This window comes from Streptomyces sp. NPDC107522 (genome assembly GCF_055657525.1).
Genome location: NZ_JBVKAU010000031.1, coordinates 1 through 19,708 on the forward strand (window position 1 = coordinate 1; position 19,708 = coordinate 19,708).

Genomic DNA, 19,708 nt, shown 5'->3' on the forward strand with positions numbered 1-19,708 from the left:
GCAGTGGCCGGCGTCAAGAAACGGCACCTCCCTGCCCGACCCCGGCCGCCGGTCCGAGGACGGACACCCCCCGGCACGGCCCCGACCCACAAACCCACCGCAGGCGCTACGCGCACCCCCACCGAGGCCGCACAGGCGCCGCAGGCATCAACGCGCACCCCCACCCATCCCGCACAGGCCGCCGCAGGCACCCCGGCCCAACCGCCGGAGGCATCACGCCCCGACCGCCGCCAACACCGGCACCCCCGCCGAGTCGTACCGCTCCAGCAACACGCGCGCCACCTCAGGCGCCGCCCCCAGCACATCCGCCAGCACATCCGCCTCGGCCGCGCCCCGCGCGATGCGGTCCGGCAGGAAGCCGGGCGCCAGGACGTACGGCGCCACAGCCACCCGCTCGCAGCCGAGTTCGCGGAGCGAACGTACCGCGTCCTCGGTGCGGGGAAGGGATGCGGAGGCGAACGCAGGTCGCACGGCGCACCAACCGGTGTGCCGCCACTCCCGCGCGATTTCTGCGATCACTGCGATCGCCTCCGGGTCGGTGGACCCCGCCGAGGCCAGTACGACCCCGGTCGAGGACTTGTCGGCGGGCGTCAACCCCGCCTCGTACAGCCGCCGCTCCAACGCCGACAGCAGCAGCGGTGACGGGCCCAGCACCTCCGCCTGCCGGATGCGCAGCTGCGGCGGTGCCGCTCGCAGGACCGCCGGGATGTCGGCCTTCGCGTGGAACGCGCGCGTCAGCAGCAGGGGGAGAGCGACGACGTCCCGGACCCCCTCCGCCGCCAGTGACTCCAGCACCCCCTGCACCGAGGGGATGTTGAAGTCCAGGAAGCCGGTCTCCACCCGCACGTCCGGGCGCAGGGAGCGCACCCGGCGTACCAGGGCGTGCACCGTCGCGGCATGCCGCGGGTCGCGGCTGCCGTGGGCGATGACGAGAAGAACCGGCTTCGTGGACACAGGGCTTCAGCTCCTTGCCAGCAGACCGCGGCTGCGCAGCACCCACCGCTCCAGCGGGCTGAAGATCAGCAGGTCGATGGCGATGCCGACGATCAGGATGAGCAGGATGGCGAAGAAGACCATGGACATGGAACTGGTGTTGCGGCCGTTCTCGAGGAGCTGGCCGAGGCCCACGCCCAGGTCGGGGGAGGAGGCGATGATCTCCGCGGCCATCAGCGACCGCCAGGAGAACGCCCAGCCCTGCTTCAGACCGGCCAGATAGCCGGGCAGCGCGGCCGGCATCACGATGTGCCAGGTGCCCTTCAGCCCGGTCGCACCCAGCGTGCGGCCCGCCCGCAGGAACAGCGGCGGAACCTGGTCCACGCCCGACACCAGACCGTTGGCGATCGAGGGCACCGCCCCGAGCAGGATCACCGCGAACATCATCCGGTCGTTCAGGCCCAGCCAGATCACGGCCGGCGGCACCCACGCGACGGACGGCAGCGACTGCAGACCGGACAGGATCGGCCCGATGGCCGCCCGCACGAACCGGACGCGCGCCACCAGCAGCCCCAGCGGCGTACCGATGGCAAGCGCGAACAGGAAGCCGAGCAGACCGCGCGAGACGGACGTCCAGACGTACTCGTGGAGCGTGCCCTGGAGCCACGACGCGCGCAGCTCGCCCCACACGTCGCCCGGCGCGGGCAGCTTGGTCGGGTCGTCGGCGACCCCGGACGACACCAGGAACTGCCAGACGGCCAGCACCAGGGCGATGGCGACGACCGGCGGCAGGATCTTCTGGGTCAGGGTCCGCCGGAACGGCGTACGGCTCGTCTGCACCGTCTCCAGTGCGTCCAGACCCGCTTCGAGCCCGGCGAGATCGTTGCCGTCCTTCGGGGCGGCGTTCGTCTCAGTGCTGGCCATGACGGCGGATCTCCCCACGCAGTTCTTCGGTGATCTCCCGGGACAGCTCCGCCACCGCGGCGTCCTCGATGCGGCGCGGCTGCGGGATGCCGACCGTCCACTCGCGCGCGACCCGGCCCGGACGGGAGGACAGCAGCACGACGCGCTGCGCGAGCCGCACCGCCTCACGCACGTTGTGCGTGACGAACAGGACGGACAGCTGCGTCTCCCGCCAGATACGGGTCAGCTCGTCGTGCAGCACGTCCCGCGTGATCGCGTCCAGCGCGGCGAACGGCTCGTCCATCAGCAGCAGCTTGCTGTCCTGGGCGAGAGCCCGCGCCATGGCGACGCGCTGGCGCATACCGCCGGACAGCTCGTGCACCCGCTTGCCGTACGCGCCCTTCAGCCGGACGAGTTCCAGCAGCTGCTCGGCCCGGCCGCGCCGCTCGGCCTTGGGTACGCCCCTGAGCTTGAGGGCGAGTTCGATGTTCTTGCCCGCGGTCAGCCACGGGAAGAGGGCGTGCTCCTGGAACATCAGCGCCGGTCGGCCGTCGGTGGTGATGCTGCCCGCGCTGGGCCGGTCGAGACCGGCCACCAGGTTCAGCAGGGTCGACTTGCCGCAGCCGGACGCCCCGAGGAGGGTGACGAACTCGCCGGGCGCGACATCGAGCGTGATGTCGTCGAGGACGAGCTGCTGCCCGGTGGGGCCGGCGAAGGACTTCGAGACATGCTCGATGCGCGCGGCGTGCTCCACGGACGCATCCGTGTCGGCAGCCTTGGCGAGGGCGGTTGCCATGGTCGTCACCTCCTGGGAACTCATCGGAATCGGTGCCTTACTTCGCGCCGAGACCGGCGTCGTCGACCTCGGGTTCGCCCTCGGCCTTGAGGACCTTGTTCAGCGGTGCCAGGTCGTAGATGCCGGTCAGGTCCGGCTTCTGCAGCAGACCGGCCTTGACCGCGTGCTCCGCCTCGGTGCTGAGCGTGGCCGCCAGCGGGTCGTCGGTGACCTGGATCGACTGCCACGCCGGATCGATGACATCGGCCGGCAGCGGCTTGCCCGTGTCGGCCTTCAGCTGCGCGTTGGCCGCGGCCTTCGCCTGCTCCGGGTGCCCGGCGATCCACTTGTTGGTCTTCACCGAGGCGCGGAGCACGGCCTCCACGGCCTTCGGGTGGTCCTTCAGGAAGCTCTGCGACACGATGACGTTCGTGATCACGAACTTCTTGTCGGGCCACAGGTCGGCCTCGTCCAAGAGCACCTTGCCGCCCTCGGCGACCAGCTTGGACGCGGTCGGCTCCGGCACCCAGGCACCGTCGATCGAGCCGGACCTGTAGGCGTCCGGCGTGATCTTGTTGTCGGTACGGACCACGGACACGTCACCCTTGCCGCTCTCCGCGTCGACGTTCCAGCCCTGCTCCGAGATCCAGTTGAGGAACGCCACGTCCTGCGTGTTGCCGAGCTGCGGCGTGGCGATCTTCTTGCCCTTGACGTCCTTAAGGGACTTGATCTTCGCCGGGTTGACGACGAGCTTCACCCCGCCCGACGCCGAACCGGAGATGATGCGCAGGTTCTTCCCGTTCGACTTGATGTAGCCGTTGATGGCGGGCGAGGGCCCGATCCAGCCGATGTCGATGGAACCGGAGTTCAGCGCCTCGATCTCCGAGGGACCGGCGTTGAACGTCGCGTACTGCGCCGTCGTGCCGCCCAGCTCCTCCTGGAACAGCCCCTCGTGCCGGCCGACCAGCGCCGTGGCGTGGGTGAGGTTCCCGAAGTAGCCGATCTTCACCGAGTCCAGCCCGTCGACCTTGGGTGCCCCGGCGATGGCCTGCTCGGTGTTCTCCTTGGCCTGGGAGCCGTAGCCGCACGCCGCGAGGGCGAGCAGCGGGAGCGAGACCGCGGCGGCGAGGAGCCGTCGCACGGCGGGGGTGGCAGGCACGGGAGGTGTTCCTCTCGGTGGCCCGGCTCTCACGCCCGTGTCAGGTCGTGGCCGGGGAGTCGGCAGGTCGGTGCGGAGCGGCGCGCATGCGGTGCGCGCGGGTCAGCGCACACATCGCGGCACTCCGCCCTGCCCGCTCCCGAGGGCGCCGCTGCCGACGCGGCCGCCCTCCTTCGCGAACGTGGAGAAGTAGTCGTGGGACGTCATGTCAGAAGTCCCACCCGTCGTCCTCGGCCTCGTCCTTGACCGGCTCCGGCGAGGCGAACGACTCGCCGACCATGCCCGCGGTGAGCGTGGTGCCGTCGTTCGGGTCGATCAGGATGAACGAGCCGGTGCGGCGGGAGTCGGCGTAGGAGTCGACCGGCAGCGGCTCGGCGGTGCGGATCTTCACCCGGCCGATGTCGTTGGCGACGAGCTGTCCCGGGTGCGGGTGCAGGGACAGGTCGTCGAGCGTGAGCCGGGACGGGATGTCCTTGACGATCGCCTTGACCGTGCGCGTGCCGTGCTTGAGCAGTACGCGATGGCCGACGGTCAGCGGGGCGTCGGCGACATGGCACACGGTCGCCTCGATGTCCTGCGTGGTCGCGGGCGCGTCCTTGGTCGGCACGATCAGGTCGCCGCGCGAGATGTCGATGTCGTCCTCCAGCAGGACGGTCACCGACTGGGTGGTCCAGGCGATGTCGACCGGCTCGCCCAGCAGGTCGATGCCGGAGATCTTCGACGTACGGCCCGACGGCAGCACGGTCACCGACTCGCCGACGCGGAAGGAACCGGCGGCGATCTGACCGGCGTAACCCCGGTAGTCCGGGTGCTCGGCGGTCTGCGGCCGGATCACGTACTGCACGGGCAGGCGCGCGTGGCAGTGGCTCAGGTCGTGGGTGACCGGGACCGTCTCCAGGTGCTCCAGGAAGGTCGGCCCGCCGTACCAGTCCATGTTCGCGGACGGGTCCACCACGTTGTCGCCGGCCAGTGCCGAGATCGGGATCGCGGTGATCTCCGGGACACCCAGCTCGAGCGCGTAGGCCGTGAACTCCTCGGCGATGGCGGCGAACACGGACTCCTGGTAGTCGACCAGGTCCATCTTGTTCACGGCCAGCACCACGTGCGGGACCCGCAGCAGGGCCGCGATGGCCGCGTGCCGGCGGGTCTGCTCGACGACGCCGTTGCGGGCGTCGACCAGGATCACCGTCAGCTCGGCCGTCGAAGCGCCCGTGACCATGTTGCGGGTGTACTGCACATGGCCGGGGGTGTCGGCGAGGATGAACCGGCGCCGGGGCGTGGCGAAGTAACGGTACGCCACGTCGATCGTGATGCCCTGCTCCCGCTCGGCGCGCAGACCGTCCGTCAGCAGCGCGAGGTCCGGGGCGTCCTGGCCGCGGCTGGCCGAGGCGCGCTCGACGGCCTCCAGCTGGTCGGTGAGGATCGACTTGGAGTCGTGCAGCAGCCGGCCGACCAGGGTGGACTTGCCGTCGTCGACGGAGCCGGCGGTGGCGAACCGCAGCAGGGTGGTGGCCGAGAGCTCCTCGGTCGTCGTCGTGCTCATGCTTAGAAGTACCCCTCGCGCTTACGGTCTTCCATCGCGGCCTCGGAGAGCTTGTCGTCGGCGCGGGTGGCGCCGCGCTCGGTGAGCCGGGACGCGGCGATCTCGGTGATGACCTGCTCCAGCGTCACCGCGTCCGAGTCGACGGCACCGGTGCAGGACATGTCGCCCACGGTCCGGTAGCGCACGAGCCGCTTCTCGACGGTCTCGCCGTCCTTCGGCCCGCCCCACTCGCCGGCGGTCAGCCACATGCCGGCGCGCTTGAAGACCTCACGCTCGTGCGCGAAGTAGATCTCCGGCAGCTCGATGCCCTCGCGGGCGATGTACTGCCACACGTCCAGCTCGGTCCAGTTGGACAGCGGGAAGACCCGGACGTGCTCGCCGGGCGCGTGGCGGCCGTTGTACAGGTTCCACAGCTCGGGCCGCTGCCGGCGCGGGTCCCACTGCGAGAACTCGTCGCGCAGCGAGAACACACGCTCCTTGGCCCGGGCCTTCTCCTCGTCGCGCCGTCCGCCGCCGAAGACCGCGTCGAACTTCTCGCTCTGGATCTTCTCGGTCAGCGGCAGCGTCTGCAGCGGGTTGCGGGTGCCGTCCGGGCGCTCCTTGAGCACCCCGCGGTCGATGTAGTCCTGCACCGACGCGACATGCAGCCGCAGGCCGTGCCGGGCCACCACGCGGTCGCGGTACTCGATGACCTCGGGGAAGTTGTGCCCGGTGTCGACGTGCAGCAGCGAGAAGGGGATCGCCGCGGGAGCGAACGCCTTCAGCGCCAGGTGCAGCATGACGATGGAGTCCTTGCCGCCGGAGAACAGGATCACCGGCCGCTCGAACTCGCCCGCGACCTCGCGGAAGATGTGCACCGCCTCGGACTCGAGCGCGTCCAGGTGCGAGAGGGCGTACGGGGAGTCCGTACCCTCCTCCACCGTGGCGACGGTGGTCGTCATGCCAAACCCCTTTCGCTGAGCAGGGCGTACACGGACGCCGCGGACTCCTGCACGGTCTGGTTCTGGGACTCGATGCGCAGATCGGGCGACTCGGGCTCCTCGTACGGGTCGTCGACCCCGGTGAGCCCCTTGAGCTCGCCCGCGGCCTGCTTGGCGTACAGACCCTTCACATCGCGTACGGAGCACACGTCGACGGGCGTCGCCACATGGATCTCCACGTACGGCGTGCCGTGCTGCTGGTGCCGCTTGCGCACCGCGTCGCGGCTGTCCGTGTACGGCGCGATGACGGGGACGAGGGCGAGCACGCCGTTGCGGGCGAGCAGTTCGGCGACGAAGCCGATGCGCTGCACGTTGGTGTGCCGGTCCTCGCGGCTGAAGCCGAGGCCCGCCGAGATGAACTCGCGGATCTCGTCGCCGTCGAGCACCTCGACGCGGTGGCCCTCCTCGCGCAGCCGGCCGGCCAGCTCGTAGGCGATGGTGGTCTTGCCGGCGCTCGGCAGACCCGTGAGCCAGACGGTGGCTCCGCTCGTCACGTGGTTCTCCTGGGTCGCAGTGGTCGCTTCCGTCACAGCAGTAGCAGCGGGAGCTGTGGACGCCGTGTGAAGTCCGGTGTTCGCCTCGAAGGCGTGCGCGGTCATCCGTGCAGCCCGCACTCGGTCTTGCCGCGTCCCGCCCAGCGGCCGGCGCGCGCGTCCTCGCCCTCCAGGACACGGCGGGTGCAGGGGGCGCAGCCGACGGACGCGTAGCCGTCCATCAGGAGCGGGTTGGTCAGGACGCCGTGCTCGGCGACGTACGCGTCCACGTCGTCCTGGGTCCAGCGGGCGATCGGGGAGATCTTCACCTTCTGCCGCTTCTCGTCCCAGCCGACGACCGGGGTGTTCGCCCGGGTCGGGGACTCGTCGCGGCGCAGACCCGTCGCCCAGGCCACATAGCCCTTGAGCCCGCGCTCCAGCGGCTCGACCTTGCGCAGCCTGCAGCACAGGTCGGGGTCGCGGTCGTGCAGCTTGGGGCCGTACTGCGCATCCTGCTCGGCGACCGTCTGCAGCGGGGTGAGCGTGATGACGTTGACGTCCATCACGGCCTCGACCGCGTCGCGGGTGCCGATGGTCTCCTCGAAGTGGTAGCCGGTGTCGAGGAACACGACGTCCACACCGGGCATCGCACGGGAGGCGAGGTGGGCGACCACCGCGTCCTCCATGGAGGACGTCACGCAGAAGCGCTTGCCGAAGGTGTCCGCCGCCCACTGGAGGATCTCCAGCGCGGATGCGTCCTCCAGGTCACGGCCCGCCTGCTCGGCGAGCGCCTTGAGATCGGCCGTCGTGCGCTCTTCCTGTGCCGTCGTCATATCTCGTTACCCCCTGCGTCGCTGCGCCGAAGGCCCCGGGCGAGCAGCCCGAGGAACTTCAGCTGAAAGGCCCGGTTGCACGCCGCGCATTCCCACGCGCCGTGACCGCCCTCCGGGGCTTCGCTCGGCCGTAGGTCCTCGTCGCCGCAGTAGGGGCAGTAGAAGGGGGCGGCCCGCTCGCTCATGAGAGGGCCTCCTCGGAGGCACGCGCGGCCCACGTGGCGAACCGCTCGCCGTCCTCGCGCTCCGCCTGGAACCGCTTCAGCACCCGCTCGACGTAGTCGGGCAGTTGCTCGGAGGTGACCTTCAGACCACGCACCTTGCGACCGAACCCGGCCTCCAGGCCCAGCGCACCGCCGAGGTGCACCTGGTAGCCCTCGACCTGCTCACCCTGGTCGTTCAGGACCAGCTGCCCCTTGAGACCGATGTCCGCCACCTGGATACGGGCGCAGGCGTTCGGGCAGCCGTTGAGGTTGATGGTGATCGGCTCGTCGAAGTCCGGGATACGGCGCTCCAGCTCGTCGATCAGGGAGGAGCCGCGCGCCTTGGTCTCGACGATGGCGAGCTTGCAGTACTCGATGCCGGTGCACGCCATGGTGCCGCGCCGGAAGGGGGAGGGCTTGGCCGTGAGGTCGAGTGCCTCCAGGGCCTCGACCAGGGGCTCGACCTGCGCCTCCTCGACATCGAGGATGATCATCTTCTGCTCGACGGTGGTCCGGACCCGGCCCGAGCCGTGTGCCTCGGCCACCTCGGCGATCTTCGTCAGGGTGGCGCCGTCGACGCGGCCGACGCGCGGGGCGAAGCCGACGTAGAAACGGCCGTCCTTCTGCCGGTGCACACCGACGTGGTCGCGCCAGCGGCCCGCGGGCTCGGCGGGCGCGGGGCCGTCGACCAGCTTGCGCTTCAGGTAGTCGTCCTCCAGGACCTGGCGGAACTTCTCCGGGCCCCAGTCGGCGACGAGGAACTTCAGACGGGCGCGCGTACGCAGCCGCCGGTAACCCCAGTCACGGAAGATGCCGACCACGCCGGCCCACACCTCCGGGACCTCCGCCAGCGGCACCCAGGCGCCGAGCCGGACGCCGAGCTTCGGGTTGGTGGACAGCCCGCCGCCGACCCACAGGTCGAAGCCGGGGCCGTGCTCGGGGTGCTCGACGCCGACGAAGGCGATGTCGTTGATCTCGTGCACGACGTCGAGGAGCGGGGAGCCGGAGATCGCCGTCTTGAACTTGCGCGGCAGGTTGGAGAACTCCTTGCTGCCGATGTAGCGCTCGTGGATCTCGTCGATCGCCCACGTGCCGTCGATGATCTCGTCCTCGGCGATCCCGGCGACCGGCGAGCCGATGACCACACGCGGGCAGTCGCCGCAGGCCTCGGTCGTGGACAGCCCGACGGCCTCGAGCCGGTTCCAGATCTCCGGCACGTCCTCGATGCGGATCCAGTGCAGCTGGATGTTCTGCCGGTCGGTGACGTCCGCGCTGCCGCGCGCGAACTCCTGCGAGATCTCACCGATCACCCGCAGCTGCTGGGTGGTGAGGCGACCGCCGTCGATCCGCACCCGCAGCATGAAGTACTTGTCGTCCAGCTCCTCCGGCTCCAGGATCGCGGTCTTGCCGCCGTCGATCCCGGGCTTGCGCTGGGTGTACAGGCCCCACCAGCGCATACGGCCGCGCAGGTCATTGGGGTCGATGGAGTCGAACCCGCGCTTGGAGTAGATCGTCTCAATGCGTGTCCGCACATTGAGACCGTCATCGTCCTTCTTGAACTGCTCGTTGCCGTTGAGCGGGGTGTGGTGCCCCGCGGCCCACTGGCCCTCGCCGCGGTGACGGCTCACCTTGCGGCGGGGAGTCGCGGCGGCAGGCTTCTGCGGGGTGGCGGCCATGGTTGTTACGTCCTTCGGGACAGGCGGGAATGCGGCTCTGACCTGCGTGTACGGGCGCATGGGCAGACATGCGCGTCATTGCGCGGGATCAGATAAAAGGGGAGTGTCGGGCGCAGAGGGGATGCACTCAGCGCGCCGGACAGATGGCGCTGGACATGCGGCCGAGGTCGACGTGCCGCCGACTCACCAAGGCAATTCCAGTTCCAGACATGACGGAAGCGTGTCATGGCGATCTGGACACAGTCCAGCTTTGTCCATCATGCGGACACCCTTGTCCCGGAGTTCGAGACAAGGGTGTCGTCGGTCACATGGCCCGAATCGGCCGTTTCTGCCCTGGTCAGCCAGGGTAAGCCCCCGGCCACGGACCGGGCGTGGCCGCCTCGGTCTCCTCCTCGACCTTGGTGTCGAAGAGCCTGAAGCCCCGCCGCAGATAGTTGTCCATGGCGTGCTCCCCGTCCTTGCTGCACGTATGCAGCCACACCCGCTTCGTCTGCGCCAGCCCCGGCCAGCGGTCCGTGAGGTCCCAGGCGCGGGCGACGCCGTACGACAACAGATGCCCGCCGATCCGCCGGCCGCGGAAGGCCGGAATCAGGCCGAAGTAGACGATCTCCACGACCCCGTCGTCCTGCGGCTCCAGCTCCACGTATCCGGCCGGCGTTCCCCGGTCGTAGGCGACCCACGTCTCCACCCCGGGCCGCTCCAGATGCTCCTGCCACCGCGCGTACGTCCAGCCGAGCCGGTCGGTCCACTGGATGTCCCCGCCGACGGAGGCGTACAGGAACCGGCTGAACTCGGGCGAGGGCACCTCGGCCCGGACGACCCGTACGTCACCCTGCGGGGCTTGGGCCGGGAGGAGGTCGGTGGGTGCGGTCTGTTCCAGGGACCAGGTGGTCACGGCGATGTTGGGCATGTCGGTCAGGGAATCATCCGGGTGGCCGATCTGTCGATCGGTGTCCGGCGTTACCCCAGCGCCCGGTCGATCGACGTCAGCGGTAGTGCGAACAGCGTCCGGCCCGACTGGGACCAGACCTCGCCGGTCGCCTCCCAGTACGACAGGGGGCCCGCCTGGACGCCCCAGCAGCGCGGGGCGTTCTCCGAGCCGCAGCGGGTCGCCTCGGCGCCCTCGGGGTCCTGGCGCCACAGGCTGCCCTGCCGGTCGGTGCTGCCCGGGGTGCGGGCCAGGTACCAGTCGGCGCGGTCCGTCCCGGCCGCCCGGTGCGACAGGAGGCCCTGGATGCCGGACGCCTCCGTCTCGTACGCCTCGATCGCCGGTACGGATCCGGTGGCGTCGGTGGCCAGGAGGCCGGGGCGGGCCGGGTCCTTGCTGAAGTCGTAGCGCCACAGGCGGGCGTGCCCGTCGCTGTCCGCCGGTGTCCACTCGCCCGCGACCAGGCTGTCGGGCGCCGTGCTGCGGTCGAGGGAGACGGTGCCGAGGTGCGGAGCGGCGGCCTGGCCGGTCAGGCGGTACGAGGCGACGGCCGGCAGGACGAAGCGCTGGCCGTGCGCCGACCAGCCGCCCGCGACGCGGCCGACCGCGGGGCTGTCGACCGAGGTGCGCTGGACGCGGTTCATGTCGTACACGTACAGCCCGTCGGCGGCGGTCACCAGCAGTTTGTCCTGGTACCAGACCATCCCGGAGAGGCGGGACGGCAGGGCGCGGTAGTCACGTCCGCCGTCCACCGGGACGACGAGGAGGGCGGAGGCGTACCGGAGGTGGTTCAGGTCGTTCGCGTCGACGAAGGCGACCCGGGCGAGGCCCCGCTCGGCGCTGCCCTGGCTCCAGCCGGACAGCAGCACCCGGTTGTCGTTCCACCAGCCGTCGTCGTCGGCGTCCCCCGACGTGGTGACCGCGCCCGCCCGCCAGCCCCGGGTGTCGGCGGCGTCCCAGCAGTACGCGCGCGTGGCGGTCGGCGCGACCGGCAGCGCCGTGCGCTCGTCGGCCGTACAGCCGGACGCGGCGCGCAGGCCGCGGTCGGCGCTCTCGAGGACGGCACGGACACCGACCGGCTTGCCCATCCCGGAGGCGAGTTCGTCGAGCGTGGCCTGCGGGACCATCTGCTCCTCGAGTCCGAGCGCCCGGATCTCGGCGGCCCTGGTGAGAGGCTCCAGCGCCCCGGGGTTGTCACCGACCGTGGCCTGCGAGGCGCTGATCATCGTGGCGGCGGCGGTGAGCGCGAGGGCGGTTCCGGCCAGGAACGCGCGTGCCGCACGGCCCTGCTTACGTCGACGGTGTCTGCCGCGGTGCTTCATCACAACCTCCCGAGGCGAGCCAACTGCCGCCATTGGTCTGAGCGTTGACCAAAGGAGCAGGTGGGGTGGCCCGTAGAGGGATGCTACGGCAGGCAGGCGGCCTTGCGGACGAAGACCCCGCAAATATGCGGAAGACGGTTCCTTCAAACGCCGGTCAGGTGCAGCGCCCCCTTAGGGGCGCGGGGAACTGCGCGACCAGCCACATGGGACCCGCAGCCGCCCGACGGCGTTCCCCTTCAACGGCGCATAGGCGATTTGCCCCAGCCTCAAGGCACCTCGGCAGACAAACGCCCCCGCACCACACCAGGCGCCGTCGACTGCGGCAGCAGCTCGCGTGGGTCGGACGGCAGCAGCACATCGACCTCCGCGTCCTCGCGGAACCGGTACGGCCGGTGCTCCAGGAACGCGCCGAGATAGCGCCGTACCCGGGACATCTCGGCCCGCACCGTCACCGTACGGCCCGCGTCGCCGAACATGTCCTCGGCCAGCCCCGCCGCACTGCGTCCGGTGCGGTGCAGGGCCAGGAGGTAGAGCAACTCGGCGTGCCGAGGGCTCAGTTCATGGCTCCAGGAGCCCGCGCCGCCGGACACCGTCACCGACCAGCGGCGCGGCTGTGTCAGATCCAGCACGATCCGCGTCGCCCCGGCCGGCACCGGCTCGTCGGCGGGCCGCAGCAGCCAGCCGCCGGCCAGCGGCTCCACCGAGCACGGGCCGAGCGGCGGCAGCCACCGGCGGCCCGGCGCCAGGGACTTGGGCAGCGCGATCCGGTTCGGGTACGGCATCCCGGTCACCGCGGCGGTCCAGCCGTCCCGGTCCACCACCAGGGCCCGCCCGGGCAGCCGGGCCAGCACCGGCGCCGCCACCGCGCGCAGCCGCTCCAGCGAGGTCAGATGCAGTTCGCGCAGCCGGGCCTCGGCGAGCTTGGCCACCGAGTCGACCCAGGCGAGCGTGGCCGGGTGCATGGTCTCCAGCGGCCCGCTGACGTCGACCACGCCGATCAGCCGGCCGTCCCGCGGATCCGTGATGGGGGCGCCGGTGCAGGTCCAGGAGGTCTGCGAGCGCTGGAAGTGCTCGGAGGCGAAGACCTGCACGGGCCTGCGCACCACCGCCGGGGTGCCGACGCCGTTCGTGCCGACGACGCTCTCCCGCCAGTCGGCGCCGAGTTCGAAGCCGAGGCCGTCGGCCTTGCGCAGCACGGCGGAGTTGCCCTCCCGCCACAGCACCCGGCCCTCGTCGTCGGCGACCACCATGATGTGGTGGGCGACGTCCGCGACCGACAGCAGCCCCTCGCGCAGCACCGGCAGCACATGTCTGAGCGCGGTGGACTCCCGGCGCCGCTGCACCTCCTCGCGGGAGAGCAGCCCGGACCGGACGTCGTGGTCCGGATCGACTCCGCTGCGCAGCATGCGTTCCCAGGACTGTTCGATCACCGGCCGCGGCGCGACGGGCGCGCGCTGTCCGGAGAGCTTGGCGGCGCGGACGTCGCTGAGTACGCGCGCCGCCCGCGCCGAGTCCACTGCGGCCAGCTGCGTCACGTCCGTCGGCGAGAGCGCCAAGGGTCCCTCCGGGGAGAAGGAGTCTCATCCTGACTGTGTGTCTCATAGTGCCGCCCAGCTCGGGCGGAGGGGCCCAGTCCGCCCACAGACGGCCACAAGTTGCAACCCCTTGCAACCCTGGTGAACCGCTCTGGGCTGGTTGAAACTTGAGCAACGCCGTCCCGAGCGGCGTTCGTGGCCTCGAACGGGCCAGTGGGGGTGGTGCCGTGTCGGCGCAGCACCACCCCCTACCTCCGGCGGTTCGGCAGCGTTGCGCAGTAGGGGGTGCCGCGTGATCGCCGTGGGCGGCTGCGGGTTCGTTGTGGCTTGTCGCGCAGTTCCCCGCGCCCCTCGGTCAGGCCTGCGGCCTTGACCGATCCACCACCGTCCTCAGGTCCAGGGTCGACGGCAGTGTGCCGAAGGCCATGCCACCGTCGTTGCCCAGGCGGGACGCGCAGAATGCGTCGGCCACCTCTGGTGGGGCGAAGCGGACCAGGAGCGAGCCCTGGAGTACCAGTGCCAGCCGCTCGGTGAGCCTCCGGGCCCGGGCCTCGATGCCCTCCAGGTCGGCCAGTTCGGTCAGTAGGGACTTGATCGCCGTGTCCAGGCGGTGGTCGGCGCCGCGGGCCTTGCCGACCTCCTGGAGGTAGGCATTGAGTGCCGTCGGCTCTCGTTGCAGCGCTCGCAGTACGTCCAGGGCCTGGACGTTGCCCGCGCCCTCCCAGATGGAGTTCAGGGGGGACTCGCGGACCAGGCGGGGCATGCCGGACTCCTCGACGTAGCCGTTGCCGCCGAGGCACTCGGACGCCTCGACCGTCACCGGTGTGCACCGCTTGGTCACCCAGTACTTGGCGGCCGGCACCGCGATCCGCAGCAGTGCCCGCTCCTGCTCGCCGCCGTCGTCGTAGGCGGCCGCGAGGCGCAGCGCGAGGGTGGTCGCCGCCTCGGACTCGACGGCCAGGTCGGCCAGGACGTTGCGCATGAGCGGCTTGTCGAGGAGCTTGCCGCCGAACGCCTCGCGGTATGTGCAGTGGTGGATCGCCTGGGCCACGGCCTGCCGCATCAGTCCCGCCGACCCCAGGACGCAGTCGAGCCGGGTCGCCGCCACCATCTCGATGATGGTGCGTACCCCGCGCCCCTCCTCGCCGACCCGGCGTGCCCACGTCCCGTCGAACTCGACCTCGCAGGACGCGTTCGAGCGGTTGCCCAGCTTGTCCTTGAGGCGCTGGATCAGGAACACGTTGCGGCTGCCGTCCTCCAGCACCCGCGGCACCAGGAAGCAGGTCAGCCCGTCCGGGGCCTGCGCCAGCACCAGGAAGCCGTCGGACATCGGCGCCGAGCAGAACCACTTGTGCCCGGTCAGCGCGTACGTTCCCTCCTCCGCGAGCGGAGCGGCGGCCGTCGTGTTCGCGCGGACGTCGCTGCCGCCCTGCTTCTCCGTCATGCCCATCCCGAACAGCGCCCCGGCCTTCTGCCCGGCCGGCCGCAGCTCGCGGTCGTAGATCATGGACGTCAGCCGCGGCTCCCACTCGGCGGCCAGAGCGGGGTCCGTGCGCAGGGCGGGGACGGCCGCGTGGGTCATGGACAGCGGGCAGCCGTTGCCCGCCTCGACCTGCGTCCACAGCAGGAAGGCGGCCGCCCGCCGCACATGCCCGCCCGGCCGGGTCCAGGCCGCGGTCATCCCCGCCGCGACGCCCTTGCCGAGCAGCCGGTGCCAGGACGGATGGAACTCGACCTCGTCGATACGACGGCCGTAGCGGTCGTGGGTGCGCAGCCGCGGCGGGTTCTCGTTGGCCAGCGCCCCCCACTCCTGCACCTGAGCCGAGCCGCAGGTCCGCCCGAGCGCCGCCAGCTCGCCGTGGACCTCGTCCAGCAGCTCGGGGGCGACATGCCGTTCCACCGCCGCCAGCAGGGCACGGTCGGCGGTGAAGACGTCGTATCCGACGAGGGGCGGGGGCTGGTTGGTCACGCTGTGGGTGCTGCCTGCCATGCCTGCGAACCTACCCGCGCGGCGCCGCGGGCCACCACAGGACCGCCCCCTGCGCCCCATGGGGTGAGTCCGACTTGGCCCGACGGATACCTTTAGGTCGTGCAGCCAGCAAGTGAATCCCCCCAGCCGACCTCCGGCCGCCTCCACCGGGCACGTGTCCTCTACCGGAACGTGTCGAAGCGCAGGACCGCCTGGCTGTTGCTCAAGGACACCGTCAACTCCTGCATCGAGTACCGCATCCTGGGTCTCGCGGCCGAGGCCGCGTTCTTCACGCTGCTGTCCGTGCCGCCCCTGCTGCTCAGCATGATCGGCCTCCTCGGCTACGTGGACGACTGGACCGGCACCGACACGATCTCCAGCCTGGAGTCCAACCTGCTGGAGGCCTCCCGCACCGTCCTGTCCGACAAGGGCGTGCGCCAGATCGCCCAGCCGATCCTGGACGACGTGATGAAGGGCGGCCGCCCCGACGTCATCTCCGTCGGCTTCCTGTTCGCCCTGTGGTCGGGGTCGCGCGCGGTGAACGTCTTCATCGACACCATCACCGTGATGTACGGCCTCGACGGCGTCCGGGGCATCGTCAAGACCCGGATCGTCGCCTTCCTGCTGTTCCTCGCGGCCCTGCTGATCGGCTCGGTGGCGCTGCCGCTGATGGTGGCCGGGCCGGACGCGGTGGTGCGGATCGTGCCCTGGTCGGAGACCGTGGTGCAGGTCCTGTACTGGCCGGTCGTGATCGTCCTGTCGATCGCCTTCCTGACGACGCTGTACCACGTGTCCGTGCCGGTCCGCTCCCCGTGGATCGAGGACGTGCCCGGCGCGCTGGTCGCCCTCGGCATGTGGGTGCTGGGCAGCTTCCTGCTCCGCATCTACCTCACCAACACGATCGAGGGCGCGACGATCTACGGCTCCCTCGCCGCCGCCGTCGCCGTGCTGCTGTGGATCGGCGTGTCCGCGTTCGCCGTGCTCGTCGGGGCCGCCGTCAACGCAGCGATCGACCGCGTCTGGCCGGCCGCCGCCACGGCCGCGGCCCGCGCCGCGAACGAACGGCTGCGCGAGGCCCAGGTCGCCGAGTACGTGGCCCGCACGGCCGCCGCCCACGAGCACGATCCCGACGACCCGGACATGCCGTCGGAGTTCCCCGAGCGCTGGACACGGTTCCTGCCACCGGAGGACGTGTCGTCGCGCCTGCGCACCCACGTGAAGAGCACGCACCACCCTCCGCACAAGCCGGAGGGCTCGTGATACCGGCGTTCACGGCACGTGCGTAGGGCTTGAGGCCGGGGGGTCGCGCAGCCCGGCGCTACGGGGTGCAGCCTGCGCCCACCCGTGCCGCCCCAGCGGCACGACTGCCCGCAGGCTGTGCCGGCTATCGACCGAACAGCAACCGACCGCTCAAGCCTTCCAAGTCCCTGCCGCCGCGGCCTCCCGCGCGAAGTCGGCGAAGTCCCGCGGCTCGCGGCCGAGCACCTCGCGGACGTCATCCGTGACATGGGCGTTGCGGCCGTCCATCAGGGTCTCGAAGACCTCGATCAGCAGCTCGACCTCCTCGGGCGGGAGGCCGAAGCCGGCCAGCGCTTCACCGTAGGCCCGCGTCGGAACCGGCGTGTACGCGATCGTGCGCCCCGCCGCCTCGGAGATCTCCGCGACCGCCTCCCGCCAGGACAGCAGCCGCGGCCCGGTCAGCTCCAGCGTCCGCCCCACGTACCTGTCCCCGGACGTCAGCACGGCCACCACCACGTCCGCGATGTCCCGGACGTCGACGAACGGCTCCTTCACCTCGCCCGCCGGGAAGACCAGCTCGCCGTTGGCCATGCCCTCCACCAGCGGCCCCTCGCTGAAGTTCTGCGCGAACCACGTGCCCCGTACGACCGTCCACTGCGCGCCGGACGCCTTCAGCGCCTCCTCGGTCGGCAACGCCTGGTCCTCGCCGCGCGCCGACAGCAGCACCAGCCGCCGTACCCCGAGTCCCACCGCCTCCCGGGCGAGCGCGCCGACGGCCTTGGCCGCCGCCGGGGAGCCGACCTCGGAGGGGTACATCAGGTACGCCGCGTCCGCGCCCCGCAGGGCCGGCGCCCAGGTCGTCGGGTCCTCCCAGTCGAAATCCTGCGCCCGGGAGGCGGCCCGTACCGTGAGCCCCGCGGCGCGCGCCGCCTGCGCCACCCGGCTCCCGGTACGCCCCGAGGCCCCCGTCACCACCACGGTCATCTGCGTCTGTGTCGTGTTCTGCGTCATGCCTCCAGTCAACGGTCGCGCGCTCCGGCAGCCCATCGCTGAACGGCTCATTCCCATGCGCGGACGTCTACGCTGACGCCCATGGATGCCCTTACCGGCCTGCTGGAGGGGCCACGCGCGCGTGGCGCCTTCATGATCCGCGCGTGTTTCGAACCGCCGTGGTGCGTACGCATCGAGGACCGTGCCCCGCTCACCATCATGGTCATGGTCCGCGGCGACGCCTGGATCGCCCCGGACACGGGGGAGCGGGTGCGGCTGCGGGCCGGTGACCTCGCCATCGCGCGCGGCCCGGACCCGTACCTCTGCGCGGACGACCCGGCGACCCCGCCCCAGGCCCTCGTCCTGCCGGGCGCCGAGTGCCGCTACCCCGACGGGCGCTCCCTCAACGGCTCGATGGACCTGGGCGTGCGGACCTGGGGCGACCGGCTGGACGGCTCGGCCGTGATGCTGATCGGTACGTATCTGTGGGAGGGCGAGATCAGCGGGCGGCTGCTGAACGCGCTGCCGCCGTTGCTGTCGCTCACCGCCGACGTGTGGGACTGCCCGCTCACGCCGTACCTCATGGAGGAGATCGTCCGCGACGAACCCGGACAGGAGGTCGTCCTCGACCGCCTGCTCGACCTGCTGGTCATCGCCGCGCTCAGGGCCTGGTTCTCCCGTCCGGAGGCGGAGGCTCCCGCCTGGTACCGGGCGCTGGCGGACCCGGTCGTCGGGCGCGTGCTGCGTCTCGTCCAGGACGACCCGGCCCATCCCTGGACGGTCGCCTCACTGGCGGCCAAGGCGGGAGTGTCGCGGGCCGCGCTGGGCCGGCGCTTCACCGAGCTGGTGGGGGAGCCGCCGATGACGTATCTCACGGGGTGGCGGTTGGCGCTTGCTGCGGATGCGTTGCGGGATACCGACGACACGTTGGATGCGATTGCGCGGAGGGTTGGTTATGGGAGTGCGTTTGCGTTGTCCAGTGCGTTCAAGCGGGTTTATGGGGTGAGTCCGCAGGAGCATCGGGAGCGGGTTTCGCCGTAGGAGTACACGTGCTTTGCGGGCTGCGGGTGCGGTGGTGGTTGTTCGCGCAGTTCCCCGCGCCCCTAGGGGTTGCAGCGTAGCCTGGCCCATATGTACGCGGAACGGGCGTCCCGGCTGACCGGTGCCGTGGTGTGGATGAACACGCCTGGTGGACCTGGTGAGGGTCGCGTCCTGCCCGACGGGTGCATGGATCTGCTCTGGAACGACGGGCGGCTGCTGGTCGCCGGGCCCGACACGCGTGCGTACGTCATCGGGGGCGAGCCGGGGGTCTGGGTGGGGCTGCGTTTTCATCCGGGGGCCGCGCCCGCGTTCCTCGGGGTGCCGGCGTACGAACTGCGCGACCGGCGGGTGGAGTTGGCCGAGCTGTGGCCCGCTGCGGAGGCGCGGCGGCTGCAAGGACGCGTCGCAACGGCCGCCGACCCGGCGACGGCGCTCGAAGAGGTCGTACTGGAACGCGCGGCCCCGCCGGAACCCCTGCTGATCAGGCTGGTCGACGCCCTCCACGCCGGCCGTCCGGTCGCCGCCACCGCCGATGAGCTCGGGCTCGGCGCACGCCAGCTGCACCGCAGGTCGCTCGCCGCCTTTGGCTACGGCCCCAAGACGCTGGCCCGGATCCTGCGCCTGCAACGCGCGCTCGCCCTGGCGCGGGGCGGCGTTCCCTTCGCCGAGACGGCGGCCCGCACCGGGTTCGCCGACCAGGCTCATCTCGCCCGGGACGTCAAGGAGTTGGCGGGCATGCCGCTCCGCGAGCTACTCGGCCGGCGGGGCGGCTAGCGGCGCGAACAGGTCGACGCCGTTTCCGTCCGGGTCGTGCACGGTGGCGTACCGCTGGCCCCAGAAGGCGTCCCACGGTTTGAGTTCGCCGTGGCAGCCGGCGCTCACCAGCTCCTCGTACACCGCGTCGACCTCCGCCGGGTCCGCGCAGCGCAGCGCCAGCGAGTGGCGGCCGCCGCCCGTGGGTGGCTGCCACTCGGGGAGGAAGGACCGCACGGTCTCCTCGGTGTCGAGCATCAGCCGTAGTCCGCCCGGTAGTTGAGCCTCGGTGTGCGGCTCGTTCTCGGCGCCCTCGGGGAAGGCGAAGCCGAGGCGGCGGTAGAAGGTGACGGCGGCGGCCATGTCGGAGACGACGAGGCCGATGGCATCGAATCGTGGAGTCATGCGGCCACCGTAGGCAGCGGGAGAACGGCCGGTCTTGAAGGAATCGGA

General features: G+C 71.3%; 20 protein-coding genes. 3 read left to right on the top strand and 17 right to left on the bottom strand.

Annotated features, from left to right (window positions below):
- Nucleotides 1-213: 213 nt before the first annotated feature.
- The 15 genes from ACZ7L6_RS42630 to ACZ7L6_RS42700 form a co-directional block, all read right to left on the bottom strand.
- Nucleotides 214-954 (bottom strand): sirohydrochlorin chelatase, encoded by a 741-nt coding sequence (locus ACZ7L6_RS42630; protein ID WP_471933789.1) that lies wholly within the window; start codon nucleotides 952-954, stop codon nucleotides 214-216.
- 6 nt (nucleotides 955-960) lie between these two features.
- Nucleotides 961-1,857, bottom strand: a complete 897-nt coding sequence (locus tag ACZ7L6_RS42635; RefSeq protein ID WP_471933791.1) for an ABC transporter permease — start codon at nucleotides 1,855-1,857, stop codon at nucleotides 961-963.
- Nucleotides 1,844-2,632 (bottom strand): ABC transporter ATP-binding protein, encoded by a 789-nt coding sequence (locus ACZ7L6_RS42640; protein ID WP_471933793.1) that lies wholly within the window; start codon nucleotides 2,630-2,632, stop codon nucleotides 1,844-1,846. Before ACZ7L6_RS42640 ends, ACZ7L6_RS42635 begins: the two co-directional genes overlap by 14 nt.
- A gap of 37 nt (nucleotides 2,633-2,669) precedes the next feature.
- A complete protein-coding gene (locus ACZ7L6_RS42645) occupies nucleotides 2,670-3,770 on the bottom strand; it encodes an aliphatic sulfonate ABC transporter substrate-binding protein (protein WP_471933795.1) in 1,101 nt (366 codons plus the stop codon).
- A 208-nt stretch (nucleotides 3,771-3,978) separates the two neighbouring features.
- A complete protein-coding gene (locus tag ACZ7L6_RS42650; protein WP_471933797.1) occupies nucleotides 3,979-5,313 on the bottom strand; it encodes a sulfate adenylyltransferase subunit 1 in 1,335 nt (444 codons plus the stop codon).
- 2 nt (nucleotides 5,314-5,315) lie between these two features.
- Nucleotides 5,316-6,254, bottom strand: coding sequence for a sulfate adenylyltransferase subunit CysD (gene cysD, locus ACZ7L6_RS42655; protein WP_471933799.1), 939 nt, complete (start codon nucleotides 6,252-6,254; stop codon nucleotides 5,316-5,318).
- Nucleotides 6,251-6,892 (bottom strand): adenylyl-sulfate kinase, encoded by a 642-nt coding sequence (cysC, locus tag ACZ7L6_RS42660; RefSeq protein ID WP_471933801.1) that lies wholly within the window; start codon nucleotides 6,890-6,892, stop codon nucleotides 6,251-6,253. The genes cysD and cysC overlap by 4 nt, the downstream gene beginning before the upstream one ends.
- Nucleotides 6,889-7,599, bottom strand: a complete 711-nt coding sequence (locus tag ACZ7L6_RS42665; RefSeq protein ID WP_471933803.1) for a phosphoadenylyl-sulfate reductase — start codon at nucleotides 7,597-7,599, stop codon at nucleotides 6,889-6,891. Before ACZ7L6_RS42665 ends, cysC begins: the two co-directional genes overlap by 4 nt.
- Nucleotides 7,596-7,784, bottom strand: coding sequence for a hypothetical protein (locus tag ACZ7L6_RS42670; protein WP_471933805.1), 189 nt, complete (start codon nucleotides 7,782-7,784; stop codon nucleotides 7,596-7,598). Before ACZ7L6_RS42670 ends, ACZ7L6_RS42665 begins: the two co-directional genes overlap by 4 nt.
- Nucleotides 7,781-9,478 carry a nitrite/sulfite reductase gene (locus ACZ7L6_RS42675; protein WP_471933807.1) on the bottom strand — a complete coding sequence of 566 codons (1,698 nt, stop codon included), beginning with the start codon at nucleotides 9,476-9,478 and terminating at the stop codon, nucleotides 7,781-7,783. The genes ACZ7L6_RS42670 and ACZ7L6_RS42675 overlap by 4 nt, the downstream gene beginning before the upstream one ends.
- Before the next feature lie 127 nt (nucleotides 9,479-9,605).
- Nucleotides 9,606-9,689, bottom strand: coding sequence for a putative leader peptide (locus ACZ7L6_RS42680; protein WP_310591794.1), 84 nt, complete (start codon nucleotides 9,687-9,689; stop codon nucleotides 9,606-9,608).
- Nucleotides 9,690-9,815: 126 nt separating this feature from the next.
- Nucleotides 9,816-10,388, bottom strand: coding sequence for a GNAT family N-acetyltransferase (locus ACZ7L6_RS42685; RefSeq protein ID WP_471933809.1), 573 nt, complete (start codon nucleotides 10,386-10,388; stop codon nucleotides 9,816-9,818).
- Between the two features lie 50 nt (nucleotides 10,389-10,438).
- A complete protein-coding gene (locus ACZ7L6_RS42690) occupies nucleotides 10,439-11,728 on the bottom strand; it encodes a hypothetical protein (protein WP_471933811.1) in 1,290 nt (429 codons plus the stop codon).
- A gap of 266 nt (nucleotides 11,729-11,994) precedes the next feature.
- The gene (locus ACZ7L6_RS42695; RefSeq protein WP_471933813.1) at nucleotides 11,995-13,284 is read right to left on the bottom strand and encodes a GAF domain-containing protein; all 1,290 of its coding nucleotides are present in this window, start codon (nucleotides 13,282-13,284) and stop codon (nucleotides 11,995-11,997) included.
- Between the two features lie 334 nt (nucleotides 13,285-13,618).
- Nucleotides 13,619-15,253 carry an acyl-CoA dehydrogenase family protein gene (locus ACZ7L6_RS42700; protein ID WP_471933815.1) on the bottom strand — a complete coding sequence of 545 codons (1,635 nt, stop codon included), beginning with the start codon at nucleotides 15,251-15,253 and terminating at the stop codon, nucleotides 13,619-13,621.
- Nucleotides 15,254-15,352: 99 nt separating this feature from the next.
- Here ACZ7L6_RS42700 and ACZ7L6_RS42705 point away from each other — a divergent pair, with 99 nt between their 5' ends.
- A complete protein-coding gene (locus ACZ7L6_RS42705; protein WP_471933817.1) occupies nucleotides 15,353-16,492 on the top strand; it encodes a YihY/virulence factor BrkB family protein in 1,140 nt (379 codons plus the stop codon).
- Nucleotides 16,493-16,642: 150 nt separating this feature from the next.
- On the opposite strand, the gene ACZ7L6_RS42710 is transcribed toward ACZ7L6_RS42705, so the two are convergent.
- The gene (locus ACZ7L6_RS42710; RefSeq protein ID WP_471933819.1) at nucleotides 16,643-17,482 is read right to left on the bottom strand and encodes an NmrA family NAD(P)-binding protein; all 840 of its coding nucleotides are present in this window, start codon (nucleotides 17,480-17,482) and stop codon (nucleotides 16,643-16,645) included.
- A gap of 81 nt (nucleotides 17,483-17,563) precedes the next feature.
- On the opposite strand from ACZ7L6_RS42710, the gene ACZ7L6_RS42715 reads away from it, so the two are divergent.
- Both ACZ7L6_RS42715 and ACZ7L6_RS42720 read left to right on the top strand, forming a co-directional pair.
- Nucleotides 17,564-18,502: an AraC family transcriptional regulator gene (locus ACZ7L6_RS42715; RefSeq protein WP_471933821.1), complete on the top strand. Its 939-nt coding sequence runs from the start codon at nucleotides 17,564-17,566 to the stop codon at nucleotides 18,500-18,502.
- A 90-nt stretch (nucleotides 18,503-18,592) separates the two neighbouring features.
- On the top strand, nucleotides 18,593-19,276 hold the full coding sequence (locus ACZ7L6_RS42720; protein WP_471933823.1) for a helix-turn-helix domain-containing protein: 684 nt from the start codon (nucleotides 18,593-18,595) through the stop codon (nucleotides 19,274-19,276).
- Here the strand turns inward: ACZ7L6_RS42720 and ACZ7L6_RS42725 are convergent.
- Nucleotides 19,253-19,660, bottom strand: coding sequence for a VOC family protein (locus ACZ7L6_RS42725; RefSeq protein ID WP_471933825.1), 408 nt, complete (start codon nucleotides 19,658-19,660; stop codon nucleotides 19,253-19,255). The two genes, ACZ7L6_RS42720 and ACZ7L6_RS42725, sit on opposite strands and share 24 nt — an antisense overlap.
- Nucleotides 19,661-19,708 lie beyond the last annotated feature (48 nt).

Coding starts and splice junctions, on each gene's coding strand:
- ACZ7L6_RS42635 (WP_471933791.1), bottom strand. CDS start 1,857: ATGGCCAGCACTGAGACGAACGCCGCCCCGAAGGACGGCAACGATCTC.
- ACZ7L6_RS42640 (WP_471933793.1), bottom strand. CDS start 2,632: ATGGCAACCGCCCTCGCCAAGGCTGCCGACACGGATGCGTCCGTGGAG.
- ACZ7L6_RS42650 (WP_471933797.1), bottom strand. CDS start 5,313: ATGAGCACGACGACGACCGAGGAGCTCTCGGCCACCACCCTGCTGCGG.
- cysD (WP_471933799.1), bottom strand. CDS start 6,254: ATGACGACCACCGTCGCCACGGTGGAGGAGGGTACGGACTCCCCGTAC.
- cysC (WP_471933801.1), bottom strand. CDS start 6,892: ATGACCGCGCACGCCTTCGAGGCGAACACCGGACTTCACACGGCGTCC.
- ACZ7L6_RS42665 (WP_471933803.1), bottom strand. CDS start 7,599: ATGACGACGGCACAGGAAGAGCGCACGACGGCCGATCTCAAGGCGCTC.
- ACZ7L6_RS42670 (WP_471933805.1), bottom strand. CDS start 7,784: ATGAGCGAGCGGGCCGCCCCCTTCTACTGCCCCTACTGCGGCGACGAG.
- ACZ7L6_RS42675 (WP_471933807.1), bottom strand. CDS start 9,478: ATGGCCGCCACCCCGCAGAAGCCTGCCGCCGCGACTCCCCGCCGCAAG.
- ACZ7L6_RS42680 (WP_310591794.1), bottom strand. CDS start 9,689: ATGTCTGGAACTGGAATTGCCTTGGTGAGTCGGCGGCACGTCGACCTC.
- ACZ7L6_RS42685 (WP_471933809.1), bottom strand. CDS start 10,388: ATGCCCAACATCGCCGTGACCACCTGGTCCCTGGAACAGACCGCACCC.
- ACZ7L6_RS42690 (WP_471933811.1), bottom strand. CDS start 11,728: ATGAAGCACCGCGGCAGACACCGTCGACGTAAGCAGGGCCGTGCGGCA.
- ACZ7L6_RS42700 (WP_471933815.1), bottom strand. CDS start 15,253: ATGGCAGGCAGCACCCACAGCGTGACCAACCAGCCCCCGCCCCTCGTC.
- ACZ7L6_RS42710 (WP_471933819.1), bottom strand. CDS start 17,482: ATGACGCAGAACACGACACAGACGCAGATGACCGTGGTGGTGACGGGG.
- ACZ7L6_RS42715 (WP_471933821.1), top strand. CDS start 17,564: ATGGATGCCCTTACCGGCCTGCTGGAGGGGCCACGCGCGCGTGGCGCC.
- ACZ7L6_RS42720 (WP_471933823.1), top strand. CDS start 18,593: ATGTACGCGGAACGGGCGTCCCGGCTGACCGGTGCCGTGGTGTGGATG.
- ACZ7L6_RS42725 (WP_471933825.1), bottom strand. CDS start 19,660: ATGACTCCACGATTCGATGCCATCGGCCTCGTCGTCTCCGACATGGCC.